This window comes from Bradyrhizobium sp. BTAi1, from assembly GCF_000015165.1.
Taxonomy (GTDB): Bacteria; Pseudomonadota; Alphaproteobacteria; order Rhizobiales; family Xanthobacteraceae; genus Bradyrhizobium; species Bradyrhizobium denitrificans.
The window spans coordinates 3,743,912-3,760,119 of sequence record NC_009485.1 but is presented as its reverse complement, the minus strand read 5'-3'; the positions used below and the strand labels follow the sequence as shown (position 1 = coordinate 3,760,119).

12 protein-coding genes are annotated in these 16,208 nt (G+C 65.3%); 4 read left to right on the top strand and 8 right to left on the bottom strand.

Going from position 1 to position 16,208, the window contains the following annotated elements:
- Window positions 1-232: 232 nt before the first annotated feature.
- A complete protein-coding gene (locus tag BBTA_RS16825) occupies window positions 233-1,390 on the top strand; it encodes an IS481-like element ISBrsp4 family transposase (protein ID WP_083780592.1) in 1,158 nt (385 codons plus the stop codon).
- Window positions 1,391-1,667: 277 nt separating this feature from the next.
- Here BBTA_RS16825 and BBTA_RS16820 read toward each other — a convergent pair whose 3' ends face one another.
- Window positions 1,668-2,468, bottom strand: a complete 801-nt coding sequence (locus tag BBTA_RS16820; protein WP_012043691.1) for a hypothetical protein — start codon at window positions 2,466-2,468, stop codon at window positions 1,668-1,670.
- A gap of 123 nt (window positions 2,469-2,591) precedes the next feature.
- Here BBTA_RS16820 and BBTA_RS16815 point away from each other — a divergent pair, with 123 nt between their 5' ends.
- The 3 genes from BBTA_RS16815 to BBTA_RS16805 all read left to right on the top strand — a co-directional run bounded on the left by BBTA_RS16815 (window position 2,592) and on the right by BBTA_RS16805 (window position 6,229).
- Entirely contained in the window at window positions 2,592-3,086 is a 495-nt protein-coding gene (locus BBTA_RS16815; RefSeq protein ID WP_041751481.1) for a YaiI/YqxD family protein, read from the top strand.
- 4 nt (window positions 3,087-3,090) lie between these two features.
- Window positions 3,091-4,911, top strand: coding sequence for an ABC-F family ATP-binding cassette domain-containing protein (locus BBTA_RS16810; RefSeq protein WP_012043689.1), 1,821 nt, complete (start codon window positions 3,091-3,093; stop codon window positions 4,909-4,911).
- A gap of 238 nt (window positions 4,912-5,149) precedes the next feature.
- On the top strand, window positions 5,150-6,229 hold the full coding sequence (locus BBTA_RS16805) for a D-TA family PLP-dependent enzyme (RefSeq protein ID WP_012043688.1): 1,080 nt from the start codon (window positions 5,150-5,152) through the stop codon (window positions 6,227-6,229).
- A 12-nt stretch (window positions 6,230-6,241) separates the two neighbouring features.
- Here BBTA_RS16805 and BBTA_RS16800 read toward each other — a convergent pair whose 3' ends face one another.
- From BBTA_RS16800 to BBTA_RS16770, 7 genes are all read right to left on the bottom strand, one after another.
- Entirely contained in the window at window positions 6,242-7,804 is a 1,563-nt protein-coding gene (locus BBTA_RS16800; RefSeq protein WP_049795373.1) for an outer membrane beta-barrel protein, read from the bottom strand.
- 240 nt (window positions 7,805-8,044) lie between these two features.
- Window positions 8,045-8,974 carry a hypothetical protein gene (locus BBTA_RS16795; protein WP_049795372.1) on the bottom strand — a complete coding sequence of 310 codons (930 nt, stop codon included), beginning with the start codon at window positions 8,972-8,974 and terminating at the stop codon, window positions 8,045-8,047.
- Window positions 8,975-9,231: 257 nt separating this feature from the next.
- Window positions 9,232-12,600, bottom strand: a complete 3,369-nt coding sequence (locus BBTA_RS16790; RefSeq protein WP_012043686.1) for a M56 family metallopeptidase — start codon at window positions 12,598-12,600, stop codon at window positions 9,232-9,234.
- Window positions 12,600-12,959 (bottom strand): BlaI/MecI/CopY family transcriptional regulator, encoded by a 360-nt coding sequence (locus BBTA_RS16785; protein WP_041750699.1) that lies wholly within the window; start codon window positions 12,957-12,959, stop codon window positions 12,600-12,602. Before BBTA_RS16785 ends, BBTA_RS16790 begins: the two co-directional genes overlap by 1 nt.
- A gap of 152 nt (window positions 12,960-13,111) precedes the next feature.
- Window positions 13,112-14,353, bottom strand: coding sequence for a TIGR03862 family flavoprotein (locus BBTA_RS16780; protein ID WP_041750698.1), 1,242 nt, complete (start codon window positions 14,351-14,353; stop codon window positions 13,112-13,114).
- A gap of 149 nt (window positions 14,354-14,502) precedes the next feature.
- Complete coding sequence (locus BBTA_RS16775; RefSeq protein ID WP_012043683.1) at window positions 14,503-15,420, bottom strand: SDR family NAD(P)-dependent oxidoreductase; 918 nt, start codon at window positions 15,418-15,420, stop codon at window positions 14,503-14,505.
- Between the two features lie 165 nt (window positions 15,421-15,585).
- Window positions 15,586-16,065, bottom strand: a complete 480-nt coding sequence (locus BBTA_RS16770) for a MaoC family dehydratase (RefSeq protein ID WP_012043682.1) — start codon at window positions 16,063-16,065, stop codon at window positions 15,586-15,588.
- Between the last annotated feature and the right edge of the window lie 143 nt (window positions 16,066-16,208).

Sequence of the window (16,208 nt, the reverse complement as noted above, 5' to 3'; positions counted from 1 at the left end):
TGACCCGCCTGCGGGGCCGAAGCCCCTTCGGCGCGGCGTAGGCCCTGCCATCCACGAGCCGCAGGTGACGCACGACGTGGATGCCCGGGACAAGCCCGGGCATGACGAGTGGTTGTCGAAAGACAGCGTCATTGCGAGCGCAGTGTTCAGCCCGGGGACATGGCTGACAGGTGTTCGGAGACATGGTTGACACCTCAAAATCGGCTCGATTCGTCAAGCAAAGGGGCGAGCGATGCCGTGGCGAGAGGTGTCTGTCATGGACCAGCGACGAGAGTTTGTGATGCTTGCCAAGCAGGAGGGCGTGAACCGGCGGAAGCTGTGCCGTCAGTTCGGCATCAGCGCCGAGACCGGCTACAAGTGGATCCAGCGGTATGACGCCGGCGATACGACGCTGGCGGACCGGTCGCGGCGGCCGCATCGGAGCCCGGAGCGCACGGCGGCTGCGACTGAGCAGCAGATCGTCGCGTTGCGCGACGCTCACCCGACCTGGGGCGCGCGCAAGCTCGCACGTCGTCTCGCGCGCGACGGGCAAACTGTCCCGGCGATATCCACCGTGCACACCATCCTGCGCCGCTACGATCGCGTGAGCGAGCCTGCAGGCACGCCGGGGCAGCCGTACAGGCGCTTCGAGAAGGATGCGCCCAATCAGCTGTGGCAGATGGACTTCAAGGGGCACAGTGCGCTGGAGAACGGCGTGTCCTGTCACCCGCTGACTGCGCTGGACGACCACTCGCGCTTCTCCGTGTGCCTGGCGGCGTGTGACAACGAGCGCGGCTCTACGGTCAAAGGACATCTGGAGACGACGTTCCGCCGCTATGGACTGCCGGATGCGATGTTCGTCGATAATGGTGGTCCCTGGGGCTTTACTCTCGAAGACCCCTGGACCGCGCTGACGGTCTGGCTTCTGAAGCTCGGCATTCGAACGATCCACAGCCGGCCGTATCATCCTCAGGGCCGCGGCAAGAACGAACGCTTCCACCGCAGCCTGAAGGCCGAAGTCTTTGCCTTCAAGCGCTACAGGGACCTTGACGACGTCCAGCGGGCGCTCGACGAATGGCGGGCCGTCTACAATCTCGACCGGCCCCACGAGGCTCTCGACTTCGATGTGCCGGCGAGCCGCTACCGGCCGAGCCCGCGAACGATGCCGGATCGCCTTCCGACGGTGGAATACGACGAGGGTGAGATCGTCCGTTCGGTGTCGAGCACCAAGGCCTATGTCAGTTTCGAGGGACGGCTCTGGAAAGTCCCGCAAGCCTTTCGCAGCGAGCGGCTCGCTATTCGCCCGCTCAGTCAGGACGGAAAATTCGGAATTTTCTTTGCCGCGCATCAGATCGCAGCGATCGATTTGCGCGACCCCAAAAGTGTCAACTATGTCCCCGAACAGGTGTAAGCTATGTCCCCGGGCTGAACAGCAGCGAAGCAATCCAGAATCCCGCCCGCCACCCTGGATTGCTTCGCTGCGCTCGCAATGACGGAGTGTGGGCAGACGGCTCGCTTCAATCTCACCTGTCATCATCCGCGGAGGCGGACGATCCAGTACGCCGCGGCAGTTGTGACTGAACCGAGAAGCCGCGATGTACTGGATACCCGCCTGCGCGGGCATGACGGCCTTGTTCAGAGAGGCGGCGTGCCTTTTCCCTCAGCCCATCGCTTCTCCAAACTATCCGCTACGCCGCCGCTTGCGCGCGCGGCTGGTAAATCGCGACGTGCTGGCAATGTGCCAGCGCGCGCGTGCCGTTCGCGACCACCAGCGCGTCGATCTCGACGAAGCGGTGGCCCTTCTTCTCGTAGTTTGCGACCACCCGCCCCCGTGCCGTGATCTCGTCGGTCTCGGCGATCACCGACAGCAGCTGCATCCGGCTGCCGACGTGAATCCAGGGACCGAGCACGACATTGTCGACCAGCAGCCGGTTCATCACCCGCTGCAGCATGCCGGGATGGCCGAGCCGGTCGTTCGCATAGAGCGGGTCGCGCTCGCGGATCTCATCGAGATACAGCTTCGCCGCCTGCCCGGGCCAGGCGCGTGGCGCGGTGCCGAGCCAGCTGCCGACAGCGAAGGACTCCGCGCTGACCGGAGGCCGCATGGCAGCCGGCGGAACATCGCGGTATTCGGCCAGCACGACATCCGGCGCCACCGCCGGCAATGACGCGGAACCGGTGGCGCATAGCTGGCCTTGGCTTGTCACCTCGAGCCCGATGCCATCGCCCACCTGCTCTGCCCTGACCTCGGCCATCTCGCCATCATAGACCGGCTTGATAAACCGCGCCTCGATCAGCCCGCGCTCCAGGAATGCCCGGCCCCAGCGGGCCACCGGCTGATGCAGCATATAGGCCAGCACCTCGACGCCGGGTACGAGGCCGCCGGCGAAGCCGAAACGGCGCGCTACGGCATCATCATGCATCTTGTTCTCGGATTGCTTGGCCGTATTGAACGCCTCGACCGCGTACACCCCGAGTCCGCCTGCCATGCTTGCCTCCCTTTGAGTCCTTTCGGCGATGGTAGCGGCCGGAAAGGTCCTGGCAAGCGCAGCGTTTGGCTCGCAATTCCTGGCGCGATGGAGTACCAACCGGCCATCCCGATGAAAGGCCCGATGACCACCGAAGCCGCACCTTTCCGCATCTTTGTCGACGCCGACGCCTGCCCGGTGAAGGACGAAATCTACCGCGTCGCGCTCCGGCACGGCCTGCCGGTGATCGTCGTCGCCGGCGGCTTCATCCGCGTGCCCGACGATCCGCTGATCACCCGCGTGGCAGCCGGCAGCGGGATGGACGCGGCGGACGACTGGATCGCCGAGCGCACCGGCGGCGACGACATCGTCATCACCGCGGACATTCCGCTGGCGAGCCGCTGCGTCAAGGCCGGCAGCGCCGTGATCGCGCCGAACGGCAAGCCGTTCACGGAGGAGTCGATCGGCATGACCTTGGCAGTACGCAACCTGATGACCGATCTGCGCTCTTCAGGCGAGGTCACGGGCGGGCCGCGCTCGTTCACCCCGCGCGACCGCTCCACCTTTCTCTCCACCCTCGATACGACGATCCGCCGCCTGCAGCGCCAGCGCGCGGCGCGGGTCCACCAGCAGAGCTAGAAACATGGCGCCACCGCTCATCCAGTTGAAAGACATCCGCCTGACCTTCGGCGGCACGGCGCTGCTGCAGGGCGTCGAGCTGTCGGTCTCGCCCGGCGAACGCGTCTGCCTGATCGGCCGCAACGGCTCCGGCAAATCCACTTTGCTGAAGATCGCCGCCGGCCTGGTCGATTGCGACAGCGGCACGCGCTTCGTGCAGCCGGGCGCCACCGTGCGCTATCTGCCGCAGGAGCCAGATTTCTCCGGCCATCCCACCACGCTGTCTTACGTCGAGGCCGGGCTTGGGCCCGGCGACGATCATTACCAGGCCCGCTATCTGGTCGAGCAGCTCGGGCTGACGGGCGAGGAAGATCCGGCGCATGTCTCCGGCGGCGAGGCGCGCCGCGCGGCGCTGGCGCGCGTGCTGGCACCGAACCCGGACATCCTGCTCCTGGACGAGCCGACCAACCATCTCGACCTCACCACGATCGAGTGGCTGGAGAACGAGCTCGACGGCCGGCGCTGCGCGCTGGTGCTGATCAGCCACGACCGGCGCTTCCTGACCAATCTGTCGCGCTCAACCGCGTGGCTCGATCGCGGCCAGATCAAGCAGATCGACCGCGGCTTTGCGGCGTTCGAGGCGTGGCGCGACGAGGTGCTGGCGGAAGAAGAACGCGAGCAGCACAAGCTCGACCGCAAGATCGTCAACGAGGAGCACTGGCTGCGCTACGGCGTCTCCGGCCGGCGCAAGCGCAACGTCAAGCGGCTCGCCAATCTGCATGCGCTGCGCCAGCAGCGCCGCGACTATCGCGGAGCCGTGGGGAGCGCCAATCTCGCCGCCGCCGAGGCCGACAAGTCCGGCAAGCTCGTCATCGAGGCCAAGGGCGCGTCGAAGAGTTATGGCGATCGCAAGATCGTCGACAATTTCTCCATCCGCATCCAGCGCGGCGACCGCATCGGCATCGTCGGCCCCAATGGCGCCGGCAAGACCACGCTGGTCAACCTGCTCACCGGCGGCAGCGAACCCGACAGCGGCAGCATCCGGCTCGGCGTCAACCTGGAGATGGCGACGCTCGACCAGCATCGCGAAAGCCTCGATCCACGGACAACCTTGGCGGAGGCGCTGACCGGCGGCCGCGGTGACCACGTCATGGTGGCAGGCAAACCGAAGCACGTCGTCGGCTACATGGAAGACTTCCTGTTCTCGCGCGAGCAGATGCGCACGCCGCTCGAGGTGCTCTCCGGGGGCGAGCGCGGCCGGCTGATGCTGGCGCGCGCGCTGGCCAAGCCGTCGAACCTGTTGGTGCTGGACGAACCGACCAACGATCTCGATCTCGATACGCTGGATGTCCTCGAGGACATGCTCGGCGACTATGAGGGCACGGTCATCCTGATCAGCCACGACCGCGACTTCCTCGACCGCGTCGTCACCTCGGTGATCGTGCCCGAGGGCAACGGCAAATGGCAGGAATATGCCGGCGGCTACAGCGACATGCTGGTTCAGCGCGGCGCCGACCTGAAGCGCGAGCACGCCGCGGCGGCAGCAGCCGCCGCCGATGAGAAGAAGGCGGCCAAGCCTGCGGCGACGGCTTCGAGCACGTCGAAGCGCAAACTCTCCTTCAACGAGAAGCACGCGCTGGAGACCTTGCCGAAGACGATCGCCAAGCTGCAAGGGGAGATCGCGAAGCAGCAGAAGCTGCTCGACGACCCCGCGCTGTATGCGAAAGACCGCAAGACGTTCGACGCCGCTTCGCTGGCCCTCGCCACCGCACAGGCCGAGCTCACCGCTGCCGAAGACCGCTGGCTGGAGCTCGAAATGCTGCGCGAGGAGATCGAGGGCGGGTGACGGCGCCGTAGGGTGGGCCAAGGCGCGCCAGCGCCGTGCCCACCGCGGTCTTGCGCAACAGAAGACGGTGGGCACCCTTCGCTTTGCCCACCCGACGTTCTCTTCGTCATTGCGAGCGAAGCGACTTGTCCGCCATAGCCCGAAGGGCGACGGCGGAAGCAATCCACAGCTGTAGATGCGACTCTGGATTGCTTCGTCGTTTCGCTCCTCGCAATGACGGCAACATGGAGTGAATGAGATGACCACGCCGCTCGCCGCCAGGATCGCCAGGGAATACGGCACCCCGTGCGCCGTCATCGACATGGACAGGGTCGAGCGCAACATCGCGCGCATCCAGGCGCAGTGCGCGGCGGCCGGCGTCGCCAATCGTCCCCACATCAAGACGCACAAGAGCCCTGAACTGGCCAAGCTGCAGATCGCGGCCGGCGCCCAAGGCATCACCTGCCAGAAGATCGGCGAGGCCGAGATTATGGCTGAGGCCGGCATCGACAACGTCCTGATCAGCTACAATCTGATTGGCGAGGAGAAGATGGCGCGGCTCGCCGCGCTGCAGGCCAAGGCCGACATGACGGTCGCCGCCGACAATCCGGTCGTCGTCGCCGGCCTGCCGGAGGCGGCGAAGCAATCCGGTCGCACGCTCTCCGTCGTGGTCGAATGCGACACCGGGCGCAAGCGCGCTGGTGTTGAAACGCCGGCCGAGGCGATTCAGCTCGCGCGCCAGATCAAGGTGTCAGAGGGCCTGCGCTTCGCCGGCTTCATGCTGTATCCGACCGAGACGGGCTGGGACGAGGCGCAACGCTTCTTTGACGAGGCGCTCGCCGGCGTGCGCGCCGAAGGGCTGGACGCGGCCATCGTCTCGACCGGCGGCTCGCCCAACCTGAAAAATCTCGGCAAGCTCAAGGGCGCCACCGAGCACCGGCCCGGAACCTACATCTACAACGACCGCATGCAGGTCGCCGCCGGCGTTGCGACCTGGGACGACTGCGCGCTGCATATCTACTCGACCGTCGTCAGCCGTGCCGCGCCCGAGCGCGGCATCCTCGATGCCGGCTCGAAGACGCTGACATCCGATACTGGAGGCCTCGACGGCCATGGCCTGATCCTGGAGCACCCGGAGGCCAAGATCGCCCGCTTCGCCGAGGAGCACGGATTCCTCGATCTGTCGCGCTCCAACACCCGCCCCCATGTCGGCGACGTCGTCCGCATCGTCCCCAACCATGTCTGCGTCGTCGTCAACATGATGGACGAGGTCGTGATGGTCCGCGGCGACGAGATCCTGGGAACGCTGCCGGTCGCGGCCAGGGGCAAGCTGCGCTAGGCAGACGGATCGTCAGTATTGGAATCGGATTCCCACCGTCGCCGTCGTCGCCATGTTGTTGACGGTGGGGATTGTCGATCTCAACCAATCCTGCCGGACGTCGGCCTTGAGCTGCACTTCACGCGACAGCTTGTAGACGGCGCCAAGCGCAACGGAGTATCGATCGTCGGTCCGGACAATGCCCGCGAACCGGTCCTGACCAAAGCCGAAGGACAGCGAGGCACTGGTGCGGGGATCGAATTCCTGGCGCGCCTGCAGGATCAGGTCCCGCCGAAAGATCCCGCTCACGCCCGGTATGACGCTCTCCAGAGTGTCGGACGTTCCGACCAGGACGAATGACGTCCTGTCGAATGGCCGATAGACGAGCGCCCCGTTCACGATCATGCCGGAAATCCCGGGCAGCATCGGGTCGGCAAAACGCCGCGTCAGATATCCGACCGCGATCTCGCCGGCCAATCGTCCAGCAAAGGCCAGGCTCAGTCCGGCACTGACCACGGTGCCATTGGAATCGCGGCGGACGCCGCCGAAATCCACCGGGATGTCGTGCACCCTGCGGTCCAGCGTCACGTCGACGAACGGACTGATCTGCGGCGACAATGCGTAAGACACGCGCGTCTGCACCGCAGGCTGGGTGAAATTGCGGTCCTTGTTCGGGATCGGCGCGTCATCGCCGGGGCGTGCGCCGCTGAAGGTGCTCCGATCGACCAGCCCCTTCACCGAGACGCTGACATTGTCGAGCTTCTGGCTCACGCCCACCGTCGCTCCGGATTTAGAGACGAAGGTGCCTCTGGGGGCTTCGAGCACCCGGTCGACGGGATCGAGCGCATACCGGACCTCGCCATTGATCGATCGATCGTCGGTGATGTCGTAGCGGCCATCGATCTTCGCATCGACCGCCGGGGCGTTGAGCACGGGCACGCCTTGCGTCTGGCTGTAACCGACGCTCAGATCCGCATTGAGCTCGTGCCGCTCGAATTGCGAACGTATTTCGAGCTCGTGGACGACAGAGCGCGTCTGCGCGGGCCTGCCGCCCCGCGGCATCCGCAACGGATTGGAGTCGACCCCGACGGTCAGTTCCAGTGCCGGCTTGATCACAAAGGCCCCGACCTTGATTCCCTTCGGTTCGAAGGGATCGTCCTCCTCGGCCTTCTCCTCCGGCTTGGGCGCCTCCGCGACCTCCTCCAGCTTCGGCATGACCGGCGCGACCGGCCGCTTGGGTCCGATAGGCCGGCTCTTGACGTGACAACGGACCAGCGCGCGCCAGATCCGAGTTGCATCATTGGGGGGCACCCGCATCAAGGCAAGGCATCCTGTGCCCTCGAGCATCGCGCCCGGCAAGGGCAACGGCTTCGCCGCGGCCGGGGCAAAGCGGACGGCTCGCGCCAGGCTCTCCCGCGGATCGATCGCCTTGAACCGCCGCAACAACAACGGGTCTGCGTCGGCGACCGGGCGCAACAGCAATGTTTCAGCCCTGACGGCGGCTTCCGCACGGTCGACCGAGAGGGTGATGGTGAGCAGCAGACAATGCAACACGATGCGGCAAGCCGCGCCAAGCAATCGCCGCGTGATCTCCATCGCCCGAACCAAAGCTGACGCTTTCGCATGTCTCACAACAAACTCGGGCAACGCATCAGGCAGACGCGCTCGGCGCATCTGCGCATGAAAACGCAACGGCTATCGTCGGTATCCGAGCAGACGTCAGCAGCCTGCACATGACGTCGATGCACCGTCCTCGAGATGGACCGTCGGCGAGCAACGCTGACGGTCCGTCGTTCTCTCCCGAGGGCGGCCGCTTACGCGGTCGACATGGCCTGGCTATTTTGCAGCTTGTGCCGTCTTGGCCGCAGCCTGATTGGCTGCATTGTTGGCCTGCGCCGCAGCCTTCCCGGCAGCGGCCTGCGCGGCCTTCGCCGCGGCCTGCTTCGCAGCCTTGGCCTTCTGCTCAGCCGCTTCCTTTGCAGCCTTGGCCGCCTTCTTCTCAGCAGCCTTCGCGGCCTTCGCTTTCTTTTCGGCTGCTTCCTTCGCTGCCTTGGCAGCCTTCGCCTCTGCGGCCTTCGCCGCTTTGGCCTTCTGCTCGGCCGCTTCCTTCGCCGCCTTGGCAGCCTTTGCCTCTGCAGCCTTCGCCGCCTTGGCCTTCTGCTCGGCCGCCTCCTTCGCTGCCTTGGCAGCCTTCGCCTCTGCGGCCTTCGCCGCCTTGGCCTTCTGCTCTGCGGCCTCCTTCGCAGCCTTGGCAGCCTTTGCCTCTGCAGCCTTCGCCGCCTTGGCCTTTTGCTCGGCCGCCTCCTTCGCAGCCTTGGCAGCCGCCTTATCCGCAGCCTTCGCTGCGTTCGCCTTCTGCTCTGCAGCCTTGGCCGCATTGGCATTGGCCGCTGCAGCCTTGTCGGCGGCCTTCGCGACCGCTGCCGTCTGCTTGTCTGCAGCTGTCGCGGCCTTGGTGGCGGCCTTCGCAGCGGCCGCGGTCTGCTTGTCCGCAGCCGTGGCCGCCTTGGTAGCAGCCTGAGTCACGGCCTTTGCAGCAACGGCCGCCGTCTTGTCGGCGGCCTTGAGCGTATCAGCCGCCTTCTTGCCGGCGGCCTGGGCCGCCGCCACAGCGTTGTTGGCCTTCTGATCGACGGCCGCCGCAGCCTTCAAATTGGCACCCGGTTTCGCTAGAGCCGCATGGTTGCCAGCGAATACTGGATTGGACGACACACCAATGCCGATCAGCACAGCCGCAGCCGTCCTGACGATCCTCAGGTTCTTCATCTTTACGTTCTCCACGAGACGGTCGATTGTTGACGCCTTATTCGCTACAAAATGTAACACTCGCAATGCGTCGCGATATTGACGGCAATTCGACGATGTCTGGTCGTCCAAGCCACGACTAATTAGTTGATCGTGGCGATCCCGGCGCCGTTATCGGTTTACGACCGCCACATTTGTTCGCTCAACAAACAGCTCGATGAATGCGAGCGGGCTCAATCCGATTCGGAAAACCGGCTTCCACTTTTCCGGATCATGCTCTAGTCAGCGCCGACAGCGAGGCTGGAAATGCGTCCGTCTGCGGCGGTGACGATCCGCCAATCGAGTTCGCCGTTGCTGAAGCGCGCGCGGAACCGATCGCCGACGGCACTATCTCCACCGATAAAGCGAAGCGACTCGAACCGGCCGAGATCGGTCAACATGCGCTGCCAAACGGCGAGCCTCTCGCGTCCATTGCGCGCCATCGACCGGGTCAGCATCGTCTCGTCGATCCGACCGTCGCGCACTGCGGCCATGTAGTCCAGCAGCCGCGTCTGGCTCTGCGGATCCGGTGTGTCATGGATCAGGGGCGCGCCGAGGACAGCGCCATTCTCGCTTCCCCGCACCTCGGTGACACGGGTCGCCCTGCCTGGAAGAACGATTCCGATGCAATCGCCAGCCTTGTCGGTGATGACGATCGGCCGATCGAGTTTCGTCGCGACCTCGCCACGCGTGTCCGGCTCGAAACTGCTTTGAAATCTGCGCTCGCCATCCGGCCCGACCAGGTAGGCGTTGACGGGTCCTTCGCTGTGATTGATCAGGGTCACGTCGATCGACAGCGCTCCGGCGGGCTCGCCGGCGGGGATTTCAGCTCCGCAGGGCACATAGGCCCCCGGCGTGTCGTCTCCGTACCAGCGAAAGGCCAGCCGCTTCACGGTCCGGTCGCTGTCCAAGAGCACTCTGAATCGGGCACTCCCCCACGCAAACTGGGCATCGAAGACGTCCAGCCCGTCCGCCGCGACTCCGGCAAACCGAAGCTGCTGAAGCACGCCGAGTGCCTGCAGCTCACGCTTGGCCTTGAGCAGCCTGACCCGAAGCTCCTGCGGAAATCTCTGTTTCAGCTGCGTCGAGTCGACCTCGCCGCGCTGCAACTGCGCGATCGTATCACGCAGGATCTCCTCACTGCCGGCCGTCGCCGTCTGAGCCAGAACGCGGTCGATCCTCATCGCGGTCCGACGAATATGCTCCACTTCGAGCTCTCGCGCCGTTGCGCCATCGATCCGTGTGGCCAACGTTGCACCGACACCCGGCTCGAAGATCACGAGGTTCAGCGCGCTTGCCGAGGGATCCCGAATGAACAGAAAATGCTTGCCGGTCGCCCGGCACAGGAACACTCGATCGGCGACAGGTTCGATCTCATCTCCGGTCACCAGACCAGGCTTTTCGACGCGGAGGCGGTCTCCCTCTCTGGTAATTCGGATCAAAGTATCGAACCCCGCCTGGTAGTTTCCGGCGTATTCGGCATCGAACAGCCGCGCATCGAGCCGAGAGGCCTGCGGTGCAAACTGCGGCAAACCACTGATGCGCGGTAGCCGCGTCGTCTTGCCCTTGCGAATGAGCATCGCGCCCGAGACTTTGCCCGCATCATCCAACGTGAAGCGAAGCCTGAGCGACATGCCGACATCGCCATATGAGCCGTCGCGGGCCGCCTCAATCTCGACCTTCGGCTGATAGCCGAGCTGCGCGAAACTCCTGCCGTTCTCTGCGGAAATGACCAGGATCTTGAACGAATCGACCTGGTAGAATCCTGCGATCGTCTCGGCCGATCGCGGCTCACGGAGAATGACGGCCTGCTCGGGAGCGATACCCGGATTCCGCGACGCGGCAGCGTCCTCGACCTGGCCCACGGTTCGGTCCGGTGCGGCTATCCGCTGGGCAGGCCACAGACGGCCGTCCTGGTGACTGGTCAGCGCATTGACGTGTCCATCGGCATCGGCGAAGAAGGCGATCTGTGCATCAATATCCTTGAAGAAGAAGTGCAGATCGTCTTCGGCAAACAGCTCCATTTTGCGGCTGCCGCTGTATCGGCCGAACAGCCGATCGCCATCTCGGCTGATTTCGACGTGGAGCCGCGGATTCTCACGATAATATCCGACCAGGCGGTCGAAGGCAGCCGGGTCAATCCTGGCTGGACTGCGCGTTCGCGCCTGTTCAATGAGACGCTGCTCGAGCAGGTCGGCCGCACGGCGGGCGACGTCCGCCGAGACCCGCGACGCACGGATATGCGTGCCGTTCTGATGCAGTACCATGGCAATGGCGCGCGCCCCCGCCCGGCCGATGAAGGACAGTTCGAAGCTTCGATCGGTGTAGAAGAAATCGCGTTCGCTCTCCGGCAGCACTTCGATCTTGTTCTGGCCGGTACGTTGCACGAACAGATGCTGCTTGTCGCGCGTCACGGTCAACACCAGGTCGGGCAGGACCGCCGGATCGGCCTGATAGTAGCCGACATAGCTGTCGAGCTGCTCGGGGGGGACCATCACGGCCCGCACGGCCCCCGAGGTCCTGCGGGCCGTGAACTCGTCCCAGCTGACGTCCAGCGGCAGATAGCCGTAGCCGATCCTGCCTGCACTCAGCAGAATGAGGGTGCAACAGGCGCCATAAATGGCGATGCGTTTGCGCAATGCGGGCCGTTCCGAAACGCAGTCGGAATCCAGGATCCGCTCGATCCGTTGGGCAACGATCGCATGCATCAGGGCGACCATGCCATGAGGTGGCGGCGCCGGGTTGCTGGCCACCCCGAGCAGCACTTCCGCATAGGCCAGGCGATCGCCGATGCCTTCGATCGCCTCGTCGTCGCTTCGCATCTCTGCCAAGGCCGCGACCCTGTAGCAGAGATACCAGGCGAGCGGATTGATCCAGAACACCGCGCGGTGCAAGGTCGCAAACAACAGCGTGTAGAAATCCAGATGGCGGACATGGGAATGCTCGTGCCCGAGCACCGCGATTAGTTTGACGGGCTCCCAGTCGCGGTATTCCAAAGGCAGCAGGACGCTGCCGGCAAACGTCACCGGCGATCTGACGGCGGGGCTGACGCGCACATCGCCGCCGGCAAGCGGCTCATGAACGATCTCCGCCGACCGCCACAGCCTGACCGCGAACAGAATGCCCAGACTGATCCGCAGCAGCAGCACGGCGGCCACAGTGACATAGAGATAGAAGACAAGTCCGCGCCAGTTCGGACGCCAAGCAGAGAGTTGCGCGCCGACGCCCGGCGCGGCAGACGACGAGGACGTCGCGGCACCCACACCGCGGTTGGTGTCGGCCTGGCCGATTTCGCGAGCCGAACCGCTTTGATCGACAGCCGCGGCAACGCGCGCGGCGCCGGCCGAGCCCGACCGCAAACTACGGGCCATTGGCTGCTCGTCCGGCGCGCCTGGCAGCGGGATCGCCGCCGCGGGAGGATCTTCGTGCAGCGTGAGCGTGACCAGACTCGACCCGACCAGCGCAGGCATCGCGGTCGAGGCCAGCATCACGCAGACCCACACCCGCAACTCGATCCGCGGATTGACGACTCTGACCAGCCGCAGACCGATCCAGACTGCCGCCCCGAGGCCAAACGATCGCAGTGCGGCCTCCAGCAGCAAGTCCATCAACGCTCTCCCGACTTGCTCCTCGCAATCCTGTCAGCGAACGCCTTCAACTGGCGTTTGTCGATGAGCTTCTCGTCGATCATGCCGACCAGGAGCTCCTCGACGGAGCCGCGACAGAACCAATTGACGATCTTGTTGACTGCGTTCGCCGCGACGGCCTCGGGCGGACGACTTGCGCTGTACAAATAAGTCCGGCCTTCGATCCTATGGGACACATATCCCTTCTCTTCGAGACGACGCAGCAAGGTCCGGACCGTGGAATCCTTCAGGTCACGATCGAGGAGCTCGCGGACCATCTCAGCCGTGACAGGCTGTCTGAGCCAGACGAGCTTCATGACGTCCCGTTCCAGATCACTCATGTCCGGTAGCTCTGACTGCACGCGCGTCTCCCTCGGTGCGCCTCCTGCGCATGACAAGTTGTAACGGTCAGCAAGTAGGCTTCGAATATGCTTGGATTAGGGCCAAGCACCGGTCTTTTTCTGGAGATGCGCGCTCTGCGCCAGCGGCCCGATCAGTCAGCCTGACCGGCTCCGCGCAGCCATGTCAACACGCCCTGCCCGGCTGCCGCGCCCGTCGCGAATGAGGCCTGCAGGAGATAGCCGCCGGTCGGCGCCTCCCAATCCAGCATCTCGCCGGCGACAAACACACCCGGCCGCCGCCTGAGCATGAAGTCGGCATCGACCTCGCTGCGCGCGACACCGCCGGCGCTGGAGATCGCGCGTGCGAGGCCGGTGGTGCCGGTCAGACGGATGGACACCCCGTTGATCAGGGCCGCGATCCGGTCCGGCGGCAACGACGCCAATGCGAACCCCTGCGCCTTCGCGGTCTCCTGCAGCAGGCCGATCGCAACCGGCGACAGGTGCAGCGCCTTGCGCAGCAGATTCGAGAATGACTGCTTGCCGCGCGGCGCCGACATGCGGCTGATCAGGTCCGCGGTCGCGAGATCAGGCCGCAGCGCGACGTGCAGGATCGCCTCGCCCGTCCGCGCGAGCGCCTCGCGCATCTCAGCCGAGAGCGCATAGACCGCGCCTCCTTCGATGCCGTCGCGCGTCACCACCGCCTCTCCGCGCACAATGCGTTCGCCGAAAGACAATGCAATGCCCTTCAGCGGCTGGCCCTCGAAACGATCGCGAAAGATGTCGGACCACGCGACACTGAAGCCGCAATTGGCTGGCCGCAGCGGCGCGATGGTGACGCCCTGCGCGGCGAGAATCGACACCCAGCCGCCGTCGGAGCCGAGCCGCGGCCAGCTGGCGCCGCCGAGTGCGAGCACGGTGGCGTCGGCGGCAACCTTGCGTGGTCCATCCGGCGTCGCGAAGGACAGCCGCCCATCGTCCCATCCGGTCCAGCGATGTCGCAGTTCGAAGCGAACACCCTGCGTGGCCAGCCGGCGGAGCCAGGCCCGCAGCAGCGGCGAGGCCTTCATCGCAACCGGAAACACGCGGCCCGAGGAGCCGACGAAGGTCGGCTCGCCCAGCGCCTCGCACCACGCGCGCAGCCGCTCCGGCGGGAAGGCGCGGATCGCCGGCTCCAGCCAGGACGATGCGTCACGGTAGCGCGACAGGAATGCGGGCAGCTCCTCGCTGTGGGTGAGATTGAGCCCGCCCCGGCCGGCCATCAGAAACTTGCGCGCCACGGATGGCATCGCGTCGTAGACGGTGACGGCCGCGCCGCCCTCGGCCAGCACCTCGGCCGCCATAAGCCCTGCGGGGCCGGCGCCGATGATGGCGATGTTTGGTGCGTGTGAGGACATCGCGCAATCGGGGTGAAGAGGGATAACGGATCAACGAAAAAGGTCGTCATTCCGGGATGCGCCGCTCGGCGCAGGCCCGGAATCCATACTCCCGATCGTGGTCAGGATTCCGGGCTCGCGCTGACGCGCGCCCGGAATGACAGCGAGACCTACAGCTTGATCCCCAGCCGCGCTGCGGCCTGGCCGACATATTTCTGCGTCTGCTCGAACGCGCCCTGCAGGGCCCGCGCCTTCGACATGTCGCTGATCTCGGCAAAATGCGCGGCGATCGCGTCCGGCGTCCACTCCTCCGGCGGCAGGTTGATGCCCTCGGTCTCCAGGATCTTGATCACCGCAAAGGAGCCCGCACCGGCGCCCATGATGGTGCGGGTCGGGGCGTCCTCGCTGAGCAGATATTCCACTGCCGGGGTGATCGCCTCCGGCTTCATCAGCTGCAGCGCCTGCGGCGGCAGCAGCTCCTCGGTCATGCGCGTGGCCGCGGTCGGCGAGATGATGTTGACGCGGATGTTGGTCTTGCGGCCCTCTTCCGCCAGGACGTTCATCAGCCCGACCATGCCCGACTTCGCGGCGCCATAATTGGCCTGGCCGAAATTGCCGAACAGGCCGGACGACGACGTCGTCATGACGATGCGGCCGTAATTGCGTTCGCGCATGCCGTTCCACACCGCCTTGCAGCAATAGAAGGTGCCGACGAGATGCACGTCCAGCACCTTGGCGAAATCGGCGACCTCCATCTTGCCGAACGATTTGTCGCGCAGGATGCCGGCATTGGCGCACATGATGTCGACGCTGCCCCATTCCTTGGTGGCGCGTTCGACCATCGCGGTGACCTGCTCGAAATTCGAGACGTCGGCGCCGTCGGCCATCGCGGTACCGCCGGCCTTGCGGATCTCCTCGACGACCGTCTCCGCCGCGGTCAACGAGCCGCCTGTGCCGTCACGCGCGCCGCCGAAATCATTGACCACGACCCTTGCGCCGCGGCTCGCCAGCCCCAGCGCATGCGCGCGCCCGAGACCATTGCCTGCGCCGGTGACGATGGCGACGCGTCCGTCGAATCTGATTGCCATGATGTTGTGTCCTAGGTTCTTTGCTCGTCATGCCCGGGCTTGACCCGCCTGCGGGGCCGAAGCCCCTTCGGCGCGGCGGAGGCCCGGGCATCCATCAGCTTTCTTCAGTGATGGATCGCCGGGTCAAGCCCGGCGATGACGAAGGGTGGGTTGTGTCGAGGTGAGTTAGCTCAGATAAATCAGTCCGATCCAGTCGGCGACCAGAGCGGGTTTCTCCTCGCCCTCGATCTCGACGGTGACATTGGTGCGCGACTGCAATTCCTTGGGCTTGCGCAGCGTGGCTTCCGCCAGCACGAAGCGGCCGCGCACGCGCTTGCCGGATCTCACCGGCGAGATGAAGCGCAGCTTGTCGAAACCGTAGTTGACGCCCATCGCCGTGCCCTCGATCGCCGGCATGACCTCGTAGGACATCACCGACAGCAGCGACATCGTCAGGAAGCCGTGCGCGATGGTGGTGCCGAACGGCGTCGCCTTGGCCTGCTCGGGATCGACATGGATGAACTGATGATCCTCGATCACGTCGGCATAGGTGTCGATGCGCTTCTGATCGAGCACGTGCCACGACGACACGCCGATCTCCTGTCCCACCATCGCCTGATAGGCTTCGAGTGAAATCGGCGGCTTCTTCCAGATTTGATTGTTCATTCCTTGCTCGTCCTGCCTTGTCTACGCCTTGCTCCGGAAGCCGTGTCACGCACCGGCTTCGCTGCCGCCATGGCCGGGCTTGTCCCGGCCATCCACGTCGTCCGGCATGCTCAGCAAGACGTGGATGCCCGGGGCAAGCCCGG